This is a genomic window from Streptomyces triticagri (assembly GCF_003429565.1).
Taxonomy (GTDB): domain Bacteria; phylum Actinomycetota; class Actinomycetes; order Streptomycetales; family Streptomycetaceae; genus Streptomyces; species Streptomyces triticagri.
The window spans coordinates 16874-32457 of sequence record NZ_QUAK01000091.1; the positions used below are offsets into that span (position 1 = coordinate 16874).

The following is a 15584-nucleotide window of genomic DNA, read 5'->3' on the forward strand; positions in this document are numbered from 1 at the left end:
GGTCGCTACCTGCCTAGAAGTTGTAGTCGTCGACGTTGTCGGCGTCGAAGACGGTCGGCTTGCCGAGGTTGATCACGCCGTCCTTGCCGACGGTGAACTCGCCCAGGTCACCGGCCTTGAACTTCTCGCCCTGCTTGCCGGTGATCCGACCCGACTCGAGCGCGACGGCGGTGTGTGCGGCCAGGGCGCCGAGGTCCGCCGGGTCCCACAGCTCGAAGGCCTCGACCGTGCCGTCCTTGACGTACTTGCGCATGTCGTTGGGGTTGCCGAGGCCGGTGAGCTTGACCTTGCCCTTGTACTTGGAGCCGGACAGGTACTGGGCGGCCGCCTTGATGCCGACGGTGGTCGGGGAGATGATCCCCTTCAGCTTGGGGTGCTCCTGCAGGAGGCCCTGGGTCTGCTGGAAGGACTTCTGGGCGTCGTCGTCGCCGTATGCCGTGGTGACGAGCTTGATGTCCTTGTACTTGGGCTTCTTGAGCTCGTCCTTCATGTAGTCGATCCAGGTGTTCTGGTTGGTGGCCGTCTGGGCCGCCGAGAGGATCGCGATCTCGCCCTTGTTGCCGATCTGTTCGGCGAGCAGCTGCACCTGGGTGCGGCCGAGGTCCTCGGCGCTGGCCTGCGAGATGAAGGCGTTGCGGCAGTCGGTCTTGGTGTCGGAGTCGTAGGTGACGATGCTGACGCCGTTCTTCATCGCCTGCTTGAGTGCGGTGCACAGGGCGCCCGGGTCCTGCGCGGAGACGGCGATGGCGTCGGCCTGCTGCTGGGTGAGGGTGTTGACGTAGGAGACCTGGCCGGAGGTGTCGGTGCCGCTGCTGGGGCCGACCTCCTTGAAGGTGGAGCCGAGTTCCTCGACGGCCTTCTTGCCGCCCTTGTCGGCGGTGGTGAAGTACGGGTTGTTGACCTGCTTGGGCAGGAAGCCGATGGTCAGGTCCTTCTTGAGCTCGGCGTTCGGGTCGGCCTTGCCCGCGGCGCCTGCGCTGCCGCCTTCCTTCTCGGTGTCGCTCTTGGTGGTGCCGCCGCAGGCCGTCGCCCCCACGGCGAGGGCCGCGGTGACGGCGACGGCGACGGTGATCCGGCGGGTTCGGTTGAGGGCGTAGGACATCTTTGTTCCTTTGCGAGTGGGAGTGGCCGGACTGCTGAGCTGAACGGACGGCTAGGCAACGGGAGTTCGCGCGCCGGGTGGTGGTGCCGGGGTACCCGGTGGTGCGGCGGCGGTTCGGCGGCGCGCTCGGGCGTGGGCGATCTCGCGGCCGATGCGCGGTGCCAGTACGGAGACGACGAGCAGCACGCCGGTGACGACGATCTGGGACTGGGCGGAGACGTTGAGCAGGCTCATCACGTTCTGCAGCGTGCCGAGCAGGAAGACGCCGGCGATCGCGCCGCCGAGGGTGCCCTTGCCGCCGTCGAAGTCCACTCCGCCGAGCAGCACCGCGGCGATCACGGAGAGTTCGAGACCCATGGCGTTGTCGTAGCGGGCGCTCGCGTAGTGCAGGGCCCAGAAGACTCCGGTGAGTGCGGAGAGCAGGCCGGTCGTCACGAACATGGCGAGCTTCAGGCGCTTGACGCGCACTCCGCTGAACCGGGCGGCCTCCTCGCTCGCGCCGATCGCGAAGAGCGAGCGGCCGAAGCGGGTGGCGTGCAGCACCACGACGGCGATGGCGAGGAGCACCACGAAGGGCAGCGCGGCGTACGGGATGAAGGTGTCGCCGATGCGTCCGGCGCCGAAGTCCAGGTACTGGAACGGGAAATCGGTGACCGAGTCGGAGCCGAGGACGATCTGGGCGATGCCGCGATAGGCGGCCATGGTGCCGATGGTGACGGCCAGGGACGGCAGTCCGAGGCGGGTCACGAGCAGTCCGTTGACCAGGCCGCAGACGACGCCGAGGAGCAGGCAGATCGGGATGATCGTCTCGATGGCCATGCCCTGGTTCCAGAGCGCGCCCATCACCGCGCCGGACAGGCCCACCGTGGAGCCCACCGAGAGGTCGACCTCGCCGGAGACCACGAGCATCGTCATGGGCAGCGCGATCAGTGCGATGGGCAGGGTGTTGCCGATCAGGAACGACACATTGAGCGCGTTCCCGAAGTTCTCCACGAAGGAGAAGGAGCAGAGCAGGAGTACGACGAGCAGGGCACCGACGGCGGTGTCCCAGCGCACGGCTCCGCCGATGCGGTCGCGCATTCCGGCCGCCGGGCCGGGCGTCTTGACGGTGGCTTCAGGCATGGCGGGCACTCCTCATCCGTGCGGCCTGCTTGCGCAGCACTGCGGCGACCCGCAGGGCCAGGATCCGGTCGACGGCGATGGCGAGCAGCAGCAGAATGCCGTTGATGGCGGTGACCCAGACGGAGCTGACGCCGATGGCCGGCAGGACGCTGTTGATGGAGGTCAGGAGCAGGGCGCCGAGCGCGGCTCCGTAGACCGTGCCGGAGCCGCCGGTGAAGGCGACGCCGCCGACCACCACGGCGCTGACGACGGTGAGTTCGTAGCCGGATCCGGTGGCGGAGTCGACGTTGCCGAAGCGGGCCAGGTACAGGGCGCCGGCGAGCCCGGCGAGCGCTCCGCACAGGACGTACGCCGTCATGATGCGGCCGCGGACCGGGATGCCGGCCAGCTGCGCGGCCTCGGGGCTCGAGCCGAGTGCGTACATCTCGCGGCCGCTGCGGTAGCTGCGCAGGTAGTAGCCGACGCAGAACAGGACGGCGCCGGCGAGCAGGGCGAGATACGGGACGACCCAGATGCCGTTGTGACCGAAGTCGACGAAGCCGTCGGGCAGGCTGTCGGCGGTGATCTGCCGGGAGCCGACCCAGATGGAGTCGATGCCGCGCACGATGTACAGCGTGCCGAGGGTGACGACGAGGGCGGGTACCTTGCCGAGGCTGACCAGGGCGCCGTTGAGGGCGCCGAACAGCGCGCCGAGGCCCACGGCGAGCACCACGGCCACCAGTGAACTTCCGCCGCCCTGCAGGTAGTTGCCGGCGGCGAAGGCGGAGATGCCGAGCACCGAGCCGACCGACAGGTCGACGTTGCGGGTGATGACGACGACGGCCTGGCCGGTGGCGACGAGCACCAGGATGGTGGCGTTGAGCAGCAGGTCGGTGATCCCCTGCCGGGACAGGAACTCGGTGTTCGACAGCTGGGTCGCCAGGAGCATCAGGACAAGCACGGCGGCCACGGCCAGTTCGCGGGCCTTGAACACCTTGTCGATGAAGCGCCGCCGGGCCGCGCCTTCGGCCGGCGCGTCCTCGGCGACGGGTGGGGCGGTGAGTGTCATGCCGCCTTCCCCTCTCGGTTCACGCGGCCGGTCGCGGCCGCCATCACGGTCTCCTCGGTGGCTTCGCCGCGGGTCAGCTCGGCGGTGAGGCGGCCTTCGTGCATGACGAGGATCCGGTCGGCCATGCCGAGCACCTCGGGCAGATCGGAGGAGATCATCAGTACGGCTACGCCTTCGGCGGCCAGGGAGGACAGGAGCCGGTGCACCTCGGCCTTGGTGCCGACATCGATGCCACGGGTCGGTTCGTCGACGATGAGCACCTGGGGGTTGGTCGCCAGCCACTTGGCGAGTACGACCTTCTGCTGGTTGCCGCCGGACAGGGTGCCGACGACGTCGGCGATGCGGGAGTACTTCACCTGCAGCCGGACCGCCCAGTCGAGCGAGCGGCTGCGCTCGGCGCCGCGGTTCATCAGGCCGGCCCGGGTGGTCTCGGCGAAGCCGGTGAGTCCGATGTTGCGCTCGATGGACATGTCCATCACCAGGCCCTGGGCACGGCGGTCCTCGGGTACGAGGGCGAGGCCGGCGTGCATCGCGAGGCTCGGGGCGCCCGGCTTGAGCCTCCGGCCGAGCACCTCGACCTCGCCGCCGTCGAACCGGTCGACGCCGAAGACGGCGCGGGCGACCTCGCTGCGTCCGGCGCCCACCAGGCCCGCGAGCGAGACGATCTCGCCGCGCCGCACCTGGAAGGAGACGTCGGTGAACACGCCTTCGCGGGTCAACCGCCGTACGTCCAGGGCGACTTCGCCGAGCTCGGTGTCCTGCTTGGGGTAGAGCTCGGCGAGGTCTCGGCCGACCATGCGGCGGACCAGGTCGTCCTCGGTGAGGCCCGCGACGGGTTCACTCGACACCCAGCCGCCGTCGCGCAGCGTGGTGACGCGCTCGCAGAGGTCGAAGATCTCCTCGAGGCGGTGCGAGATGAAGAGCACCGCGGTGCCCTGCTCGCGCAGTGCCCGTACGACACCGAACAGCCGGGCCACTTCGCTTCCGGTGAGCGCGGCGGTGGGCTCGTCCATGATCAGTACGCGGGCGTCGAACGACAACGCCTTGGCGATCTCGACGAGCTGCTGGTCGGCGATGGACAGTCCGCGGGCCGGCTGGTCGGCGTCGAGCGCGACACCGAGCCGGGCGAACAGGGCGTCCGCCGCGCCGCGGACGGACCGGTGGTCGACCCGGCCCATCGAGCGGCGCGGCTGGCGGCCCATGAAGATGTTCTCGGCGATCGAGAGGTCGGGGAAGAGCGTGGGCTCCTGGTAGATGACCGCGACACCGGCGTCGCGGGCGTCCGCGGGACCGTTGAACTGCACGGGCTCGCCGTCGAGGAGCACCTGGCCGGTGTCCGGGCGGTGCACCCCGGCGAGGGTCTTGATGAGGGTCGACTTGCCCGCGCCGTTCTCGCCCGCAAGCGCGTGCGCCTCGCCCGCGTACAGGCGCAGTGAGACGCCGCGCAGCGCGCGCACGGCTCCGAAGGACTTGCTCACTCCCTCCAGAGCGAGCACCGGAGTCGTCTCCGGTTCAGATTCCGTCATCGGATGGTCTCCATGAGAGTGCCGGAAGGCGTGCCCGGATCGGGGCCCGTGGGTGTGCCCGTCCACGCTCCGCGGTCAACTGACTGAAATGTTTCAAACAGGTAGCCGGGAAGCTAGTTCCGCTGGGAGCCCAGGTCAATAGGCTGGACGGGATTGGGCAGTTGTGTGCTTCATGAATCGATTCAGGAACGGAGTGGACGGAGCCATGAGCGAGGGTCGATCCGGGGGTGTGCGCCCGAGGTCGGGGCGGGCCCAGCGAAGCCGGGGCGGGCGCCGGCGCTCCGGGCCCGCCCCGCGTGATCACGAGCCCCGGGTCACTTCGCAAGCAGGCGACGCGCGGTGAGGGCCAGGGAGATCTCGACCAGGTCGGACGGCTCGGCGAGGGAACGTCCGGTCAGCTGCTCGAAGCGGCGGAGCCGGTTGAGCACGGTGTTGCGATGGCAGTAGAGGCGGGTCGCGGCGCGCTGGGCCGAGCCCTGGGTCGCCAGCCAGGTCGTCAGAGTGCCCACCAGGAGCTCGCAGTCGGCCGGGTCGATGGCGTCGAGCGGCCCGAGGACCCGCCGCTCCAGGGCCCGGCCCAGGTCGGGCGCCGAGACGACCAGGGCGTCGGGCAACTGTTCGTCGAGCAGGACCACTCCCCCGCCCGGCGGGCAGGTCTCCAGGGCGACCTCGGCGAGCACCCTCGACTCGCCCACGGCCGCCAGACCGGTGACGACAGGCCCCACGGCGGCTCGTACGGAGGGCGCGGTCCGCAGCAGCGCGGCGAGGGCGGCCGGCCCGGCCGGGTGCACCGGCGGCCCGCTTCCGGCCTCGCCCATCGCGCGCAGCGTGGCAGCTTCGGCGCCCCGCCCGAAGCCGTCTCCATGGCCGGCATGACGAAGCATCAACTTGCTTGTGCGGTCGGCGAGTTCGCCGTTCTCGTAACCCCCGCCGGGCGCCGCGTCCGGCCGGACGACCCGCTCCCCTGTCGCGTCCTCGTCGGCCAGCCGTACTATGCCCAGCTGTCCCCCGTCGGTGGCGTGCCACCACACCCGTACCTCCGCGGGCAGCGCGAGCAGCGCACCCGCGGGATGCGGCCCCACGGGCGCGGCGGCCACCACCGCGTACCGGCCGTCGAGCGGAAGGCCGAGCAGGGCCGCCGCCTCCGGCAGGTCGGTGACGCGCACGGTGCCGTCCAGGAGGGCCGCGGCCGTCAGGCGCAGCCTGTTCTGCCGTCGCCAGGCGAGGCGGCGTTCGGCCTCCCGATAGGCGCCGCCGACCAGGGCGCAGTGCTCGTCCACGAAGTTCCACACATCGGCGGCGACATGGACGAGCAGCCGTATGTCCTCGGGGTTGCGGCGCGCCGTCTCGTCGACCAGGCCCTGCCACACCATCGCTCCGCCGAGCCGGAAGGCGTGCAGGACGGCGTCCAGCGGGACTCCGCTCTCGGCCCGGGTCGCCGCGATGGCACGCGAGGTGCGCCGGGCGACGTCCCGGCACTCACGGGGGCGGATCAGGGACGCGATGTTGTGCCGCAGGGACTGCTGCACCTCGCGCCGGATCGCTGCGGCGTCGGCGTCGATCGCGGCACGGTAGGCGGGCTCCTGCTCGCCCAGGTCAGCGACCAGGGCCGTGGTCAGGCCCGCCACATCCTCGAGCAGGGCCTCGGCGGCCCGGTGGAGCACGGCTACGGACTCGGCGTCGAGCAGGGAGCGGCCGCGGCGCGGCACGGCGTACGGGCCCGGCACCTCCCTGACCCGTGAACGGACGGGATGCGACATGGGCGGCCTCCACCGGGAGTCGGCTCGGTCCGGTGCGCGGACGTCCCGCCCGTGCACCGGATCCAGGGCGTGTCGCCCGCAGAATGACATACCGCCTGGTCGGTACCCAGCCCTGCGGCTCATCGTTCTCATCACGGTCCCGCAACGCGGCCCCGTCACGGGCCGAGGGTGAGTGCTCCGGTACGCGGACGGGCCGGTCAGTCGCCCGTACGCCGCGGCAGGTCCGGGTCGGGTCGGCGGAGCAGTCGGGCGAGTTCGGTGCGGGAGCGGACGCCGAGCGCCGCGTACACGTTGCGCAGGTGGTGGTCGACGGTGCGAGTGCTCACCGAGAGCCGCACCGCGACCTCGCGGTTGGTGGCGCCCTCGGCGACCTGGTGGGCGATGCGGCGCTGCTGCGGGGTGAGCCGGTCGTACGGGGCGTGCGCGGGGCCGCCCGCGACGGCCTCGCCCGCGGCCCGCAGTTCGCCGGCAGCCCGCTCGGCCCAGGTCCGCGCTCCACAGCGTTCGAAGGCGACCAGGGCGTCGCGCAGCGGTCCGCGCGCCTCGCGGGTGCGGCGCCGCCGGCGCAGCCAGGATCCGTGCAGCAGCAGGGTGCGGGCCCGTTCGAAGTCGCCGCCGGCGCGGTCGTGGTGGGCGATCGCCTCCGCGTAGCGCTCGGCCATGCTCGCCTCGGGCGCCACGAGGGCGCGGCAGCGCGCGAGCTGTGCGGGGGCCAGCGGGTCGGTGGTGTGCGCCGCCCAGTGCGCGAACTCCTCTACGGCGCCGCGTACTTCGCCGCCCCGTCCGGCGAGCACCGCGGCCTCGACCAGACAGGGCACGGCGAGCATCCGGGCCGCGAAATGTCCTCGGTGCGGCCCTCTGCGCACCAGCGGGAGCAGTCGCGCGAGGGCCTCGGCGGACCTTCCCGCAGCGAGATCGGCGCGGGCGAGCGCCCAGGTGGCGAGGGTGGCCGGCTGCCTCAGGCCGTGCGGGCCCGCGCCCCGGACGGCCGCCTCGGCGTGCCGGACGCAGCTGTCGGCGTCTCCGGTCACGGAGGCGCTCAGGGCGAGGACGGCGTGCAGGTGGGTGGCGATGTTGCGCTGGCCGAGCCGGGCGGCTGTGCGGAGCCCTTCCTGTGCCCGGGCGCGGGCGGGTGCGTGCCGGCCCGCGCGCAGTTCGCCGTACGCCAAGTGCTCGAGCGCCTGCGGCAGTCGGGACTCGGGGCCGTGTGCCCGTACGACGGCCAGCGCGCGGGCGCCGGCCCGGCAGGCGGCATCGACGTCACCGATGACCAGGGCGGCGACCCCGCCGCGCATCACCACCGCGGAATCGTCCGACCGCAGCGAGGCCTCGATGCAGTGCCGCAGCCACGCCCTGCCCTGCCCGGTGCGGCCGCCGAACATCGCGAGCATCCCGGCACGGTAGGCACCAAGAACGTCCGCGGGCCCGGGACCGGGCGGGTCGAGGCGCGGGGAGGACGGCAGTTCGCCGTCCGGCTCGGGCAGTCGGTGCAGGACATCGGCGAGGAGGGTCGCGTCCCCCAGCGCCCAGGCGGCCTCCGCCGCACCAAGCAGGGCGTCGACGGCCCGTCCGGGGTCGTCGGCGGACAGCAGGTTCGCCGCGGTGAGCAGCGACTCGTGGGCGTCGCCGACCGGACCGTCGCGCAGCGCGAGCAGGCCGCGGACGTAGTGCGCCCGCCCGGGAGCGGGCACCGTACGCACCCGCCCGAGCAGGGCGCGGGCCTCGCCGGGTGCGCCGCCGAGCCAGGCCAGTTCGGCCGCGGCGGCGAAGCGGGTGTCGCGGCCTGCGGCGTCGGGCGTCAGGTCGGCAGCCCTGGCCAGCGCGAGCGCGCGGTCGGCCGGCGGTCGGGGTGGGACGGCCACGGCGGCCAGGGCGTCGGCCAGTTGCGGGTCGGGGCCGGTGGCGGCGAGGGAGCGCTGCACGAGGCGAGGCAGCTCCTCGTGCGGTGCGTCGAGGGCGGTGGCGAGAAGCCGATGGGCCGCACGGCGGCGGGCGGCGGGCGAGCGGCGGAGCAGGGCGGTGCGCAGCAGCGGGTGCGGAAAGCGGGCGCGGGTGCCGTCCGTGACGATCAGGCCGGCCCGTTCGGCGGCCGTGAGCGCTTCCNAGCGGGTGCGGAAAGCGGGCGCGGGTGCCGTCCGTGACGATCAGGCCGGCCCGTTCGGCGGCCGTGAGCGCTTCCGGATCGATCGCGGACCGCCGTGCCGCGTGCTGCAGGAGCCCCAGATCGACGCCGTCCGCTTCGGGTTCGTGTGCGTGCGCCGCGGCGGCGGTGAGCAGCAGGAGCCACGTGTCGGCGGTCAGTGCCCGGGCCCGTACCGCGTAGGCGTCGAGTACGGCGTCGGTGCCCGGCAGCGGGTGCGGGACGGGCGTCTCGCCCGCCAGTTGGTCCTCCGTGAGCGCGCCGGCGAGGTCGGCGAGCAGCCGGGGGTTGCCGGCGGCCTCGCGGCACAGCGCATCGCGCACCACCGGGTCGCCTCCCGGACCGGTGAGCTCCGCGCACAGAGCGGCGGCGGACTCGTCGTCGAGCGGCGTGAGGCGCCTGGTGGGCAGGTCGGCGAACAGGCTTGCGCAGTCGACGAGTCGGGCCGCGTCCGCGCCGTGCTCGCCGCGTGCGGGGCCCAGTTGCGATCCGGCGTAAGGATCCGACGGCTCGCACGGATCCGACGGCTCGCACGGCGATATCCCGTACCGAGGTGTCGCACACGGCGTCTCGTACGGCGGCTCCGTGACCGTGATCAGCGCGGCGACGCGGTCGGTCGGGGCGAGGCGGCGCAGGGCGAAGGCGAGGGCCAGTCGTGAGTCGGGGTCCCAGGCGTGGGCGTCGTCGACGCAGAGGAGCAGCGGCCGGCGGGCGCCGAGCTCCCGCAACAGGTCGAGGAGGCCCGCGGGTTGGGGCCCGTCGTGCAGCATCCCGGCCGCCCGGCGGGGTCCCGGATCCGGTGCGGAGCACAGCAAGGCGTGCAGTCCGCTGCCGGGCAGTCCCGCTTCGGCGGGGGCGGCCCGGGTGTGCAGCACGTGGTGGTCGCCGCGCGCGCGAGCGGCGTGCCGCAGCAGGGCGGAGCGGCCGAGCCCGGGCGGGGCGGCGAGGACGAGCGTGCCGCCGAGGCCGCGCCCGAGGCGGGACAGGAGGCCTTCGATCAGGGCGAGTTCACCGTGCCGGCCGTACAGCCGGAGTGGCTCGTGGACGGTCGTCGTCGGATTCACACCCGGCAACTTACTGCCGCGTAAGTTCTGCCGGGAGACTCCGGAACGGTCCGGCCGCGGCCCGGACCACATCGTGGGCGCGACCCCAGCGCGAGCACTCGGGGACTGTGCCGCCGCACACCGGAACGCGTTGCCGGCGGCGTCCGCTCGCCGCCGGCAACGCACGTTCCACAGATGTGACTTGAGGTCATCCGAGGGCCGAACGCCCCCGGGCGGGCGTCAGTTGTGCGGGCAGTTGCCGCGGAACTCGGCGATGGCACCGCCCGCGTCCGGCAGCGGGCACAGGAACTGCTCGTAGCGGGTGTCGTTGTCGACGAAGCGCTTCAGCCACGAAATGCTGTACTTCGCGATCGTGGTGTTGGAGGTGTTCGGGGTGAAGTGGGTCGCGCCCCTGAGCTCCAGATAGGCCCGGTCGAGCGATGCGGGCAATGACTCGTAGAACGGCTCCGAGTGCGAGTTCACCGGGGCGATGGTGTCGCCGTCCGCGCCCACCACCAGCGTGGGGGTGCGCAGTTCGGGCCAGCTCTTGTCGAGGTTCCAGCCGGTGAGCGGGATCGCCGCCTGCAGTGCGGGGCGGTCCTTGGCCGCCTCTAGGGTTCCGCCGCCGCCCATGGAGTGGCCCATGACGCCGAGGCGTTCGCTGTCGATGCGGTCGCGGACCGTACTGCGTTCGGTGAGGTGGTCGAGGGCGGCCAGGAGCTGGTCGCCGCGGCTCGCGGGCTGATCGAGGCGGGTGTTGGTGTCGATGGTGAACACCACGAAACCCTGCGAGGCGAGTCGCGGCCCGTACCAGGCCATGCTGGTCTGATCGGCGGTGTATCCGGGGGCGACGGCGACCGCGCCGAAGGTGCCGTCCTCGGTCGAGGTCGGGTAGTAGATGGTGCCTCCGCCGAATCCGCGGGCGCTCGCCGACGAGACCCGGGCCTGGGAGACCTCGTAGTAGCCGCGCGGGGCCTCGATGCTGGACTCGGTGGGGTCGGGGCCACGCTCGTAGGGGTTCTCCGCGGCGTCGGCGTGCTCGCCGGGCAGGAGCGTGGCACACAGGCCCGCGACCACGGCGGCGGCGCCGAGCGCCAGTCGGGTGGCGCGGCTCTTGGACAGGGCGTGTTTCACGTGGGGGTCCTCTCGCTCTTCGGCCGCGTCCGGCTGACGTCGGAGTGCACCGTCCCGGGGCGTTCTCGCCGGGTGGTCGCGGCAGCGGCTGTCGGGTGGGGACCCCACGGTGGCGGGGGCGACGACCGGTGGGCATCGGCTACTTCACCGGTCTTCGGGACGCCCGCACCGGGTCAGGACGTGCTGTGTACGACGCCGAGGACCCAGCGCAGGGCACCCGAGAGGTGCGCGCGGAACGCCGGGACGGCGTAGAGCTCCGGGGTGTGGCCGAGTGCGGTGTAGAAGACACGGGCACCGAGATACGTGTGGCACCAGACGAGCGGATGGTCCGCGCCCATCGTGCCGCCCTCGTACGTGGACTCGTCGGCGCGGGCGAGGACACGGGAGCCGGGGCCCGGGGCGGGCCTGAAGTCGTACCACTCGTCGGTGAGTTGCCAGCTGGGCCCGAGATGCGCGGTCGCCGGATGGTCCCGGTCGTCCACCCGGACCGTGCCGGGCTGCAGCGCCGGGTGGCCGGCGAAGCGGGCGCCGAGCAGCTCGCCGTAGGCCGGCCAGTCGTACTCGGTGCAGGCCGCCGCATGGATGCCGAGGAAACCCGCGCCGCGGCCGAGATGGGCGAGCAGCCGCTCCCGGCCCTCGTCCGTGAGCACCTCGCCGCTGGTGGAGAGGAACACCACGGCGTCGTACGGATCGAGCCCGTCGCCCTCGAAGGCGGCGGGGTCCTCGGTGGCGTCCACCGAGATGCCGTGCTCACCGCCGAGTTCGGTCAGGGCCCGGATCCCGTACGGGATGGAGGCGTGCCGGTAGGCCGTGGTGCGGGTGTGGAGCAGGATGCGCGGAGCTGCGGCCGACATGAGGGACTCCAGGGGGACGGGCTGACCCGACCTTAGGACCTGCCGGCGGCGGCCGACAGGTCCTTCCGGGGGCACTCCGGCCCGCTTCGGACCGGCTCGCCGACACGCACGGCCTCCGGCTGGGACTGGAGCTCTGGCTGGGGCTCGGGTTCGGCTCCGGCGAACTGGGTGCGGTACAGCTCGGCGTACCGGCCGCCGGCGGCGAGGAGTTCCTCGTGGCGGCCGCGCTCGACGATCCGCCCTTCCTCCACGACCAGGATGAGGTCGGCGGTGCGGACCGTGGAGAGGCGGTGCGCGATGACCACCGCGGTGCGGCCCTCGAGGGCCTCGGTGAGGGCGTCCTGCACGGCGGCCTCGGAGGTGTTGTCGAGATGTGCGGTGGCCTCGTCGAGGATCACCACCCGCTGCTGTGCGAGCAGCAGTCGCGCGATCGTCAGACGCTGGCGCTCACCGCCGGAGAAGCGGTAACCCCGCTCCCCCACGACGGTGTCGAGGCCGTCCGGCAGCCCCGCCACCAGGTGGTCGAGCCGCGCGCGGCGCAGCACGTCCCACAGCTCCTCGTCGCCGGCGTCGGGGCGGGCGAGCAGCAGGTTGGCGCGCACCGAGTCGTGGAAGAGGTGGCCGTCCTGGGTGACCATGCCGAGCGTCGCGCGGATCGAGTCGGCTCTCAACTCCCGTACGTCCACCCCGCCGAGACGCACGCTGCCGGAGTCCGCGTCGTACAGCCGGGGCACCAGCTGCGCGATGGTGGACTTGCCCGCGCCGGAGGAGCCGACCAGGGCGACGGTCTGGCCGGCCTCGGCGCGGAAGGACACCTCGTGGAGGACCTCCGCACCGCCCCGGTCGTCCAGCGTGGCGACCTCTTCGAGGGAGGCGAGCGAGACGCGGTCGGCCGCCGGATAGGCGAAGCGCACCCGGTCGAACTCGACCGGGACGGGCCCTTCGGGCACCTCGCGGGCGTCCGGCTTCTCCTCGATCAGCGGCTTCAGGTCGAGCACCTCGAAGACCCGCTCGAAGCTGACGAGGGCGCTCATCACCTCGACGCGTGCACCGGCGAGCGCGGTGAGCGGCGCGTACAGGCGGGTCAGCAGCATGGCGAGTGCGACGACACTGCCCGCGTCCAGCGAGCCGTTCAGGGCCAGATGGCCGCCGAGTCCGTAGACGAGCGCGAGGGCCAGGGCCGAGACCAGGGTGAGCGCGGTGATGAACACCGACTGGGCCATCGCGGTCCGTACGCCGATGTCACGCACCAGGCGTGCGCGGGCGGCGAACTCCACGGACTCCTCGTCGGGCCGGCCGAAGAGCTTGACCAGGGTGGCGCCGGGGGCCGAGAAGCGCTCGGTCATCCGGGTGCCCATGGCCGCGTTGTGCTGGGCGGCCTCGCGCTGCAGCCGCGCCATTCTGGCCCCCATACGGCGGGCCGGTACGACGAAGACGGGCAGCAGGACCAGCGCGAGCAGGGTGATCTGCCACGACAGGCGGAGCATCACGACGAGGGTGAGCAGCAGGGTGACCAGGTTGGCGACGACCGAGGAGAGCGTGCCGGAGAAGGCGCGCTGGGCGCCGATCACATCGTTGTTGAGCCTGCTGACCAGGGCGCCGGTGCGGGTCCGGGTGAAGAAGGCGACGGGCATGCGCTGCACGTGGTCGAAGACGGCGGTACGCAGGTCGAGGATGAGATTCTCGCCGAGTCCCGCCGAGAGCCATCGGCCGAGGATGCCGAAGGCGGCCTCGCTGACCGCGATCAGCGCGATGAGCACGGCGATCCGTACGACGACGGCGGGATCGGAGCCGTCGACGATGGCGTTGACGACCTTGCCCGCGAGTACCGGGGTGGCGACGGCGAGCAGTGCGGTGGCGACGCTGACCAGCAGGAACTGGACGATGCGTCTGCGGTGGGGCCGGGCGAAGGCCGCGATGCGGCGCAAGGTCGCACGGGCGAAGGGTCGGCGGTCCTGCTGGGCGTTCAGCACGCTGTGCAGCTGGGTCCAGGCTGTGGTCTCCATGCTCATGCACTGGACGCTAAAACCTGAAGTTAAGTTGAGGTCAAGCGCAGTCGGAGATCCCGCGGTGACGGCTCCCGGTCACGGCGGGCAGGGCTCAGGTCATGGCAGCAGCGCCCAGTCCGCCGCGAGTGCGGCCGCCAGGCCCACGACGAGGAGCCAGCTGCCGAGCCGGGTACGCCCCTTGCGGCTGAGGTCGATCACGATCCCGCAGAGGATGAGCAGCAGCCCGTACACGCCGACGACCAGCACGGACGAGCGGCTCGCCAGCCGGACGGCGAGCACGGCCGCCGCGGCGGCCATCAGCACCGCGGCCGCGATGATCCTGAGCCGTCTGGCCTGCCGGGGCGTGGGCCCGCCGCCTTCGCGGGCGCCGGCCTCCCCGGCCTCGTCCAGTTCATGATCGGAAGAGCTCATGGCGTGGATCGTAGCCGCTCGGTGATCGCGTGTTCGACGGCCGCGGGGCGATGTACGGCGGTACGGGCGGAGGTGACGCGAACGGGCAACGGCGGGGCGGGACTTGAGAGCGCCCTCGGCGGAGGCTTCAGCGCAACAGCAGCTAGCGCAACAGCAGTTGCAGTCCGCCGAGTACGGTCGCGGCGAGCACCAGGCGCTCGAAGAGCCGCTGGTCGATGCGGTCGACGCAGCGCCTGCCGAGATAGGCGCCGGGCACGACGAACAGGACGAGCGCGGCGTCCAGCAGCAGCGAATCGGCGTCGATCAGACCGAGTCCGGCGCTGAACGGGAGCTTGGAGGTGTTGACGATGAGGAAGAACCAGGCGGACGTACCCAGGAAGCCCAGCTTCCGGAAGCCGGCGGAGAGCAGATAGAGGGACATCACGGGACCGCCCGCGTTGGCGACCATGGTGGTGAAGCCGCCGAGCACCCCGTACGAACGGGCCTTGACGCGGGCGATCCGCAACTGCCGTGCGCCGCCGCCCGGTCGGGTGTCCTGATGACTCACGGCCTGGCCGTCCGGCGCCGGATCATCCGCGGCGTCACCGCTCTCGGCGGGACGTGGCACGCGCGCGGCCCGGTCCGCCTGGCGCCTGCGCCAGAACGTCACGCCCGACATGAACAGCAGGATGGCGCCGATCGAGGTGCGCACCGCATCGTCGCCCGCCCACATCATGAAAAGAGTGCCGAGTGCGACCCCCACGCCCACGGCGGGGAACAGCCGCCACAGCGTGGGCCAGTGGGCGTGCCGCCGATAGGTGGCCACGGCGAGCGCATCGCCCGCGATCAGCAGCGGGAGCAGCACCCCGGTGGACTCGCGGGCCGGCAGCACGGCGGCGAAGATCGCGAGGCTGACCGTGTTCGCGCCGCTGACCGCGGTCTTCGAGAAGCCGACGAGCGCGGTCGCGGCGGCGAGTGCCGCGAATTCCCAGATGGTGACGTCCATGACGAGCGCCGATGCTATGCGGTCGACCGCACGGCCGGACGTCCGGGTGACCACCGAGTGCCGGGTGACCACCGAGTGCCGGGTGCCCGTCCACCGCCGCGGCTCCTGCACAACCGGTACTCCTGGTTCCTGTCGCGCCTCCCGCCCCGTGTGCTGTGCTGTGCTGTGCCGTACTGACAACCGGAACCGGTCGGACGCGGACGGCCGGGTCGCAGCCGAGCCCGGCGGGCGCCGTTCACCCGGCCATCGCCTCACCGGCGGGCGGCAAATTCCACGCGCGCCGAAAAGCCGCCGCGACACGATGGACTTCTCCCTCCGCGCGGCCGCCGCGGCCCTAATCCCGCCCTTTTCCGCGACGCCCACAGGAAGGTTTTTCAGGCGCCCGCAGCACATACGGCATCGCGATTTCCTGCGGCATTCCAGCGGCATTCACGCATGCCCGAACCGACC

The 15584-nt window shown here is 72.4% G+C and carries 10 protein-coding genes and 2 pseudogenes; all 12 read right to left on the reverse strand.

The genetic code is table 11. The annotated features are described in order from the left end of the window. Positions 1-13 precede the first annotated feature (13 nt). The 12 genes and pseudogenes from rhaS to DY218_RS17075 all read right to left on the reverse strand — a co-directional run bounded on the left by rhaS (position 14) and on the right by DY218_RS17075 (position 15134). Complete coding sequence (rhaS, locus tag DY218_RS17025) at positions 14-1102, reverse strand: rhamnose ABC transporter substrate-binding protein (protein ID WP_128556903.1); 1089 nt, start codon at positions 1100-1102, stop codon at positions 14-16. Between the two features lie 51 nt (positions 1103-1153). After that, complete coding sequence (locus DY218_RS17030) at positions 1154-2224, reverse strand: ABC transporter permease (protein WP_407703639.1); 1071 nt, start codon at positions 2222-2224, stop codon at positions 1154-1156. Continuing rightward, the gene (locus DY218_RS17035; RefSeq protein WP_128556904.1) at positions 2217-3272 is read right to left on the reverse strand and encodes an ABC transporter permease; all 1056 of its coding nucleotides are present in this window, start codon (positions 3270-3272) and stop codon (positions 2217-2219) included. The genes DY218_RS17030 and DY218_RS17035 overlap by 8 nt, the downstream gene beginning before the upstream one ends. Continuing rightward, entirely contained in the window at positions 3269-4798 is a 1530-nt protein-coding gene (locus DY218_RS17040; RefSeq protein ID WP_128556905.1) for a sugar ABC transporter ATP-binding protein, read from the reverse strand. The genes DY218_RS17035 and DY218_RS17040 overlap by 4 nt, the downstream gene beginning before the upstream one ends. 314 nt (positions 4799-5112) lie before the next feature. After that, complete coding sequence (locus DY218_RS17045) at positions 5113-6558, reverse strand: PucR family transcriptional regulator (protein WP_128556906.1); 1446 nt, start codon at positions 6556-6558, stop codon at positions 5113-5115. 197 nt (positions 6559-6755) lie between these two features. Then, a pseudogene (locus DY218_RS35870) lies at positions 6756-8661 on the reverse strand (LuxR C-terminal-related transcriptional regulator); the annotation flags it as partial. 1 nt (position 8662) lies between these two features. Next, positions 8663-9771 (reverse strand): annotated as a pseudogene (locus DY218_RS35200) (ATP-binding protein); the annotation flags it as partial. A gap of 210 nt (positions 9772-9981) precedes the next feature. Further along, complete coding sequence (gene bdeA, locus DY218_RS17055) at positions 9982-10875, reverse strand: bis(hydroxyethyl) terephthalate hydrolase (RefSeq protein WP_128556907.1); 894 nt, start codon at positions 10873-10875, stop codon at positions 9982-9984. A 173-nt stretch (positions 10876-11048) separates the two neighbouring features. Next, a complete protein-coding gene (locus DY218_RS17060; protein WP_128556908.1) occupies positions 11049-11729 on the reverse strand; it encodes a ThuA domain-containing protein in 681 nt (226 codons plus the stop codon). 32 nt (positions 11730-11761) lie between these two features. Next, positions 11762-13735 (reverse strand): ABC transporter ATP-binding protein, encoded by a 1974-nt coding sequence (locus DY218_RS17065; RefSeq protein WP_199566763.1) that lies wholly within the window; start codon positions 13733-13735, stop codon positions 11762-11764. Between the two features lie 99 nt (positions 13736-13834). Further along, complete coding sequence (locus tag DY218_RS17070) at positions 13835-14149, reverse strand: hypothetical protein (RefSeq protein ID WP_128556910.1); 315 nt, start codon at positions 14147-14149, stop codon at positions 13835-13837. 142 nt (positions 14150-14291) lie between these two features. Then, the gene (locus tag DY218_RS17075) at positions 14292-15134 is read right to left on the reverse strand and encodes a sulfite exporter TauE/SafE family protein (RefSeq protein ID WP_128556926.1); all 843 of its coding nucleotides are present in this window, start codon (positions 15132-15134) and stop codon (positions 14292-14294) included. Positions 15135-15584 lie beyond the last annotated feature (450 nt).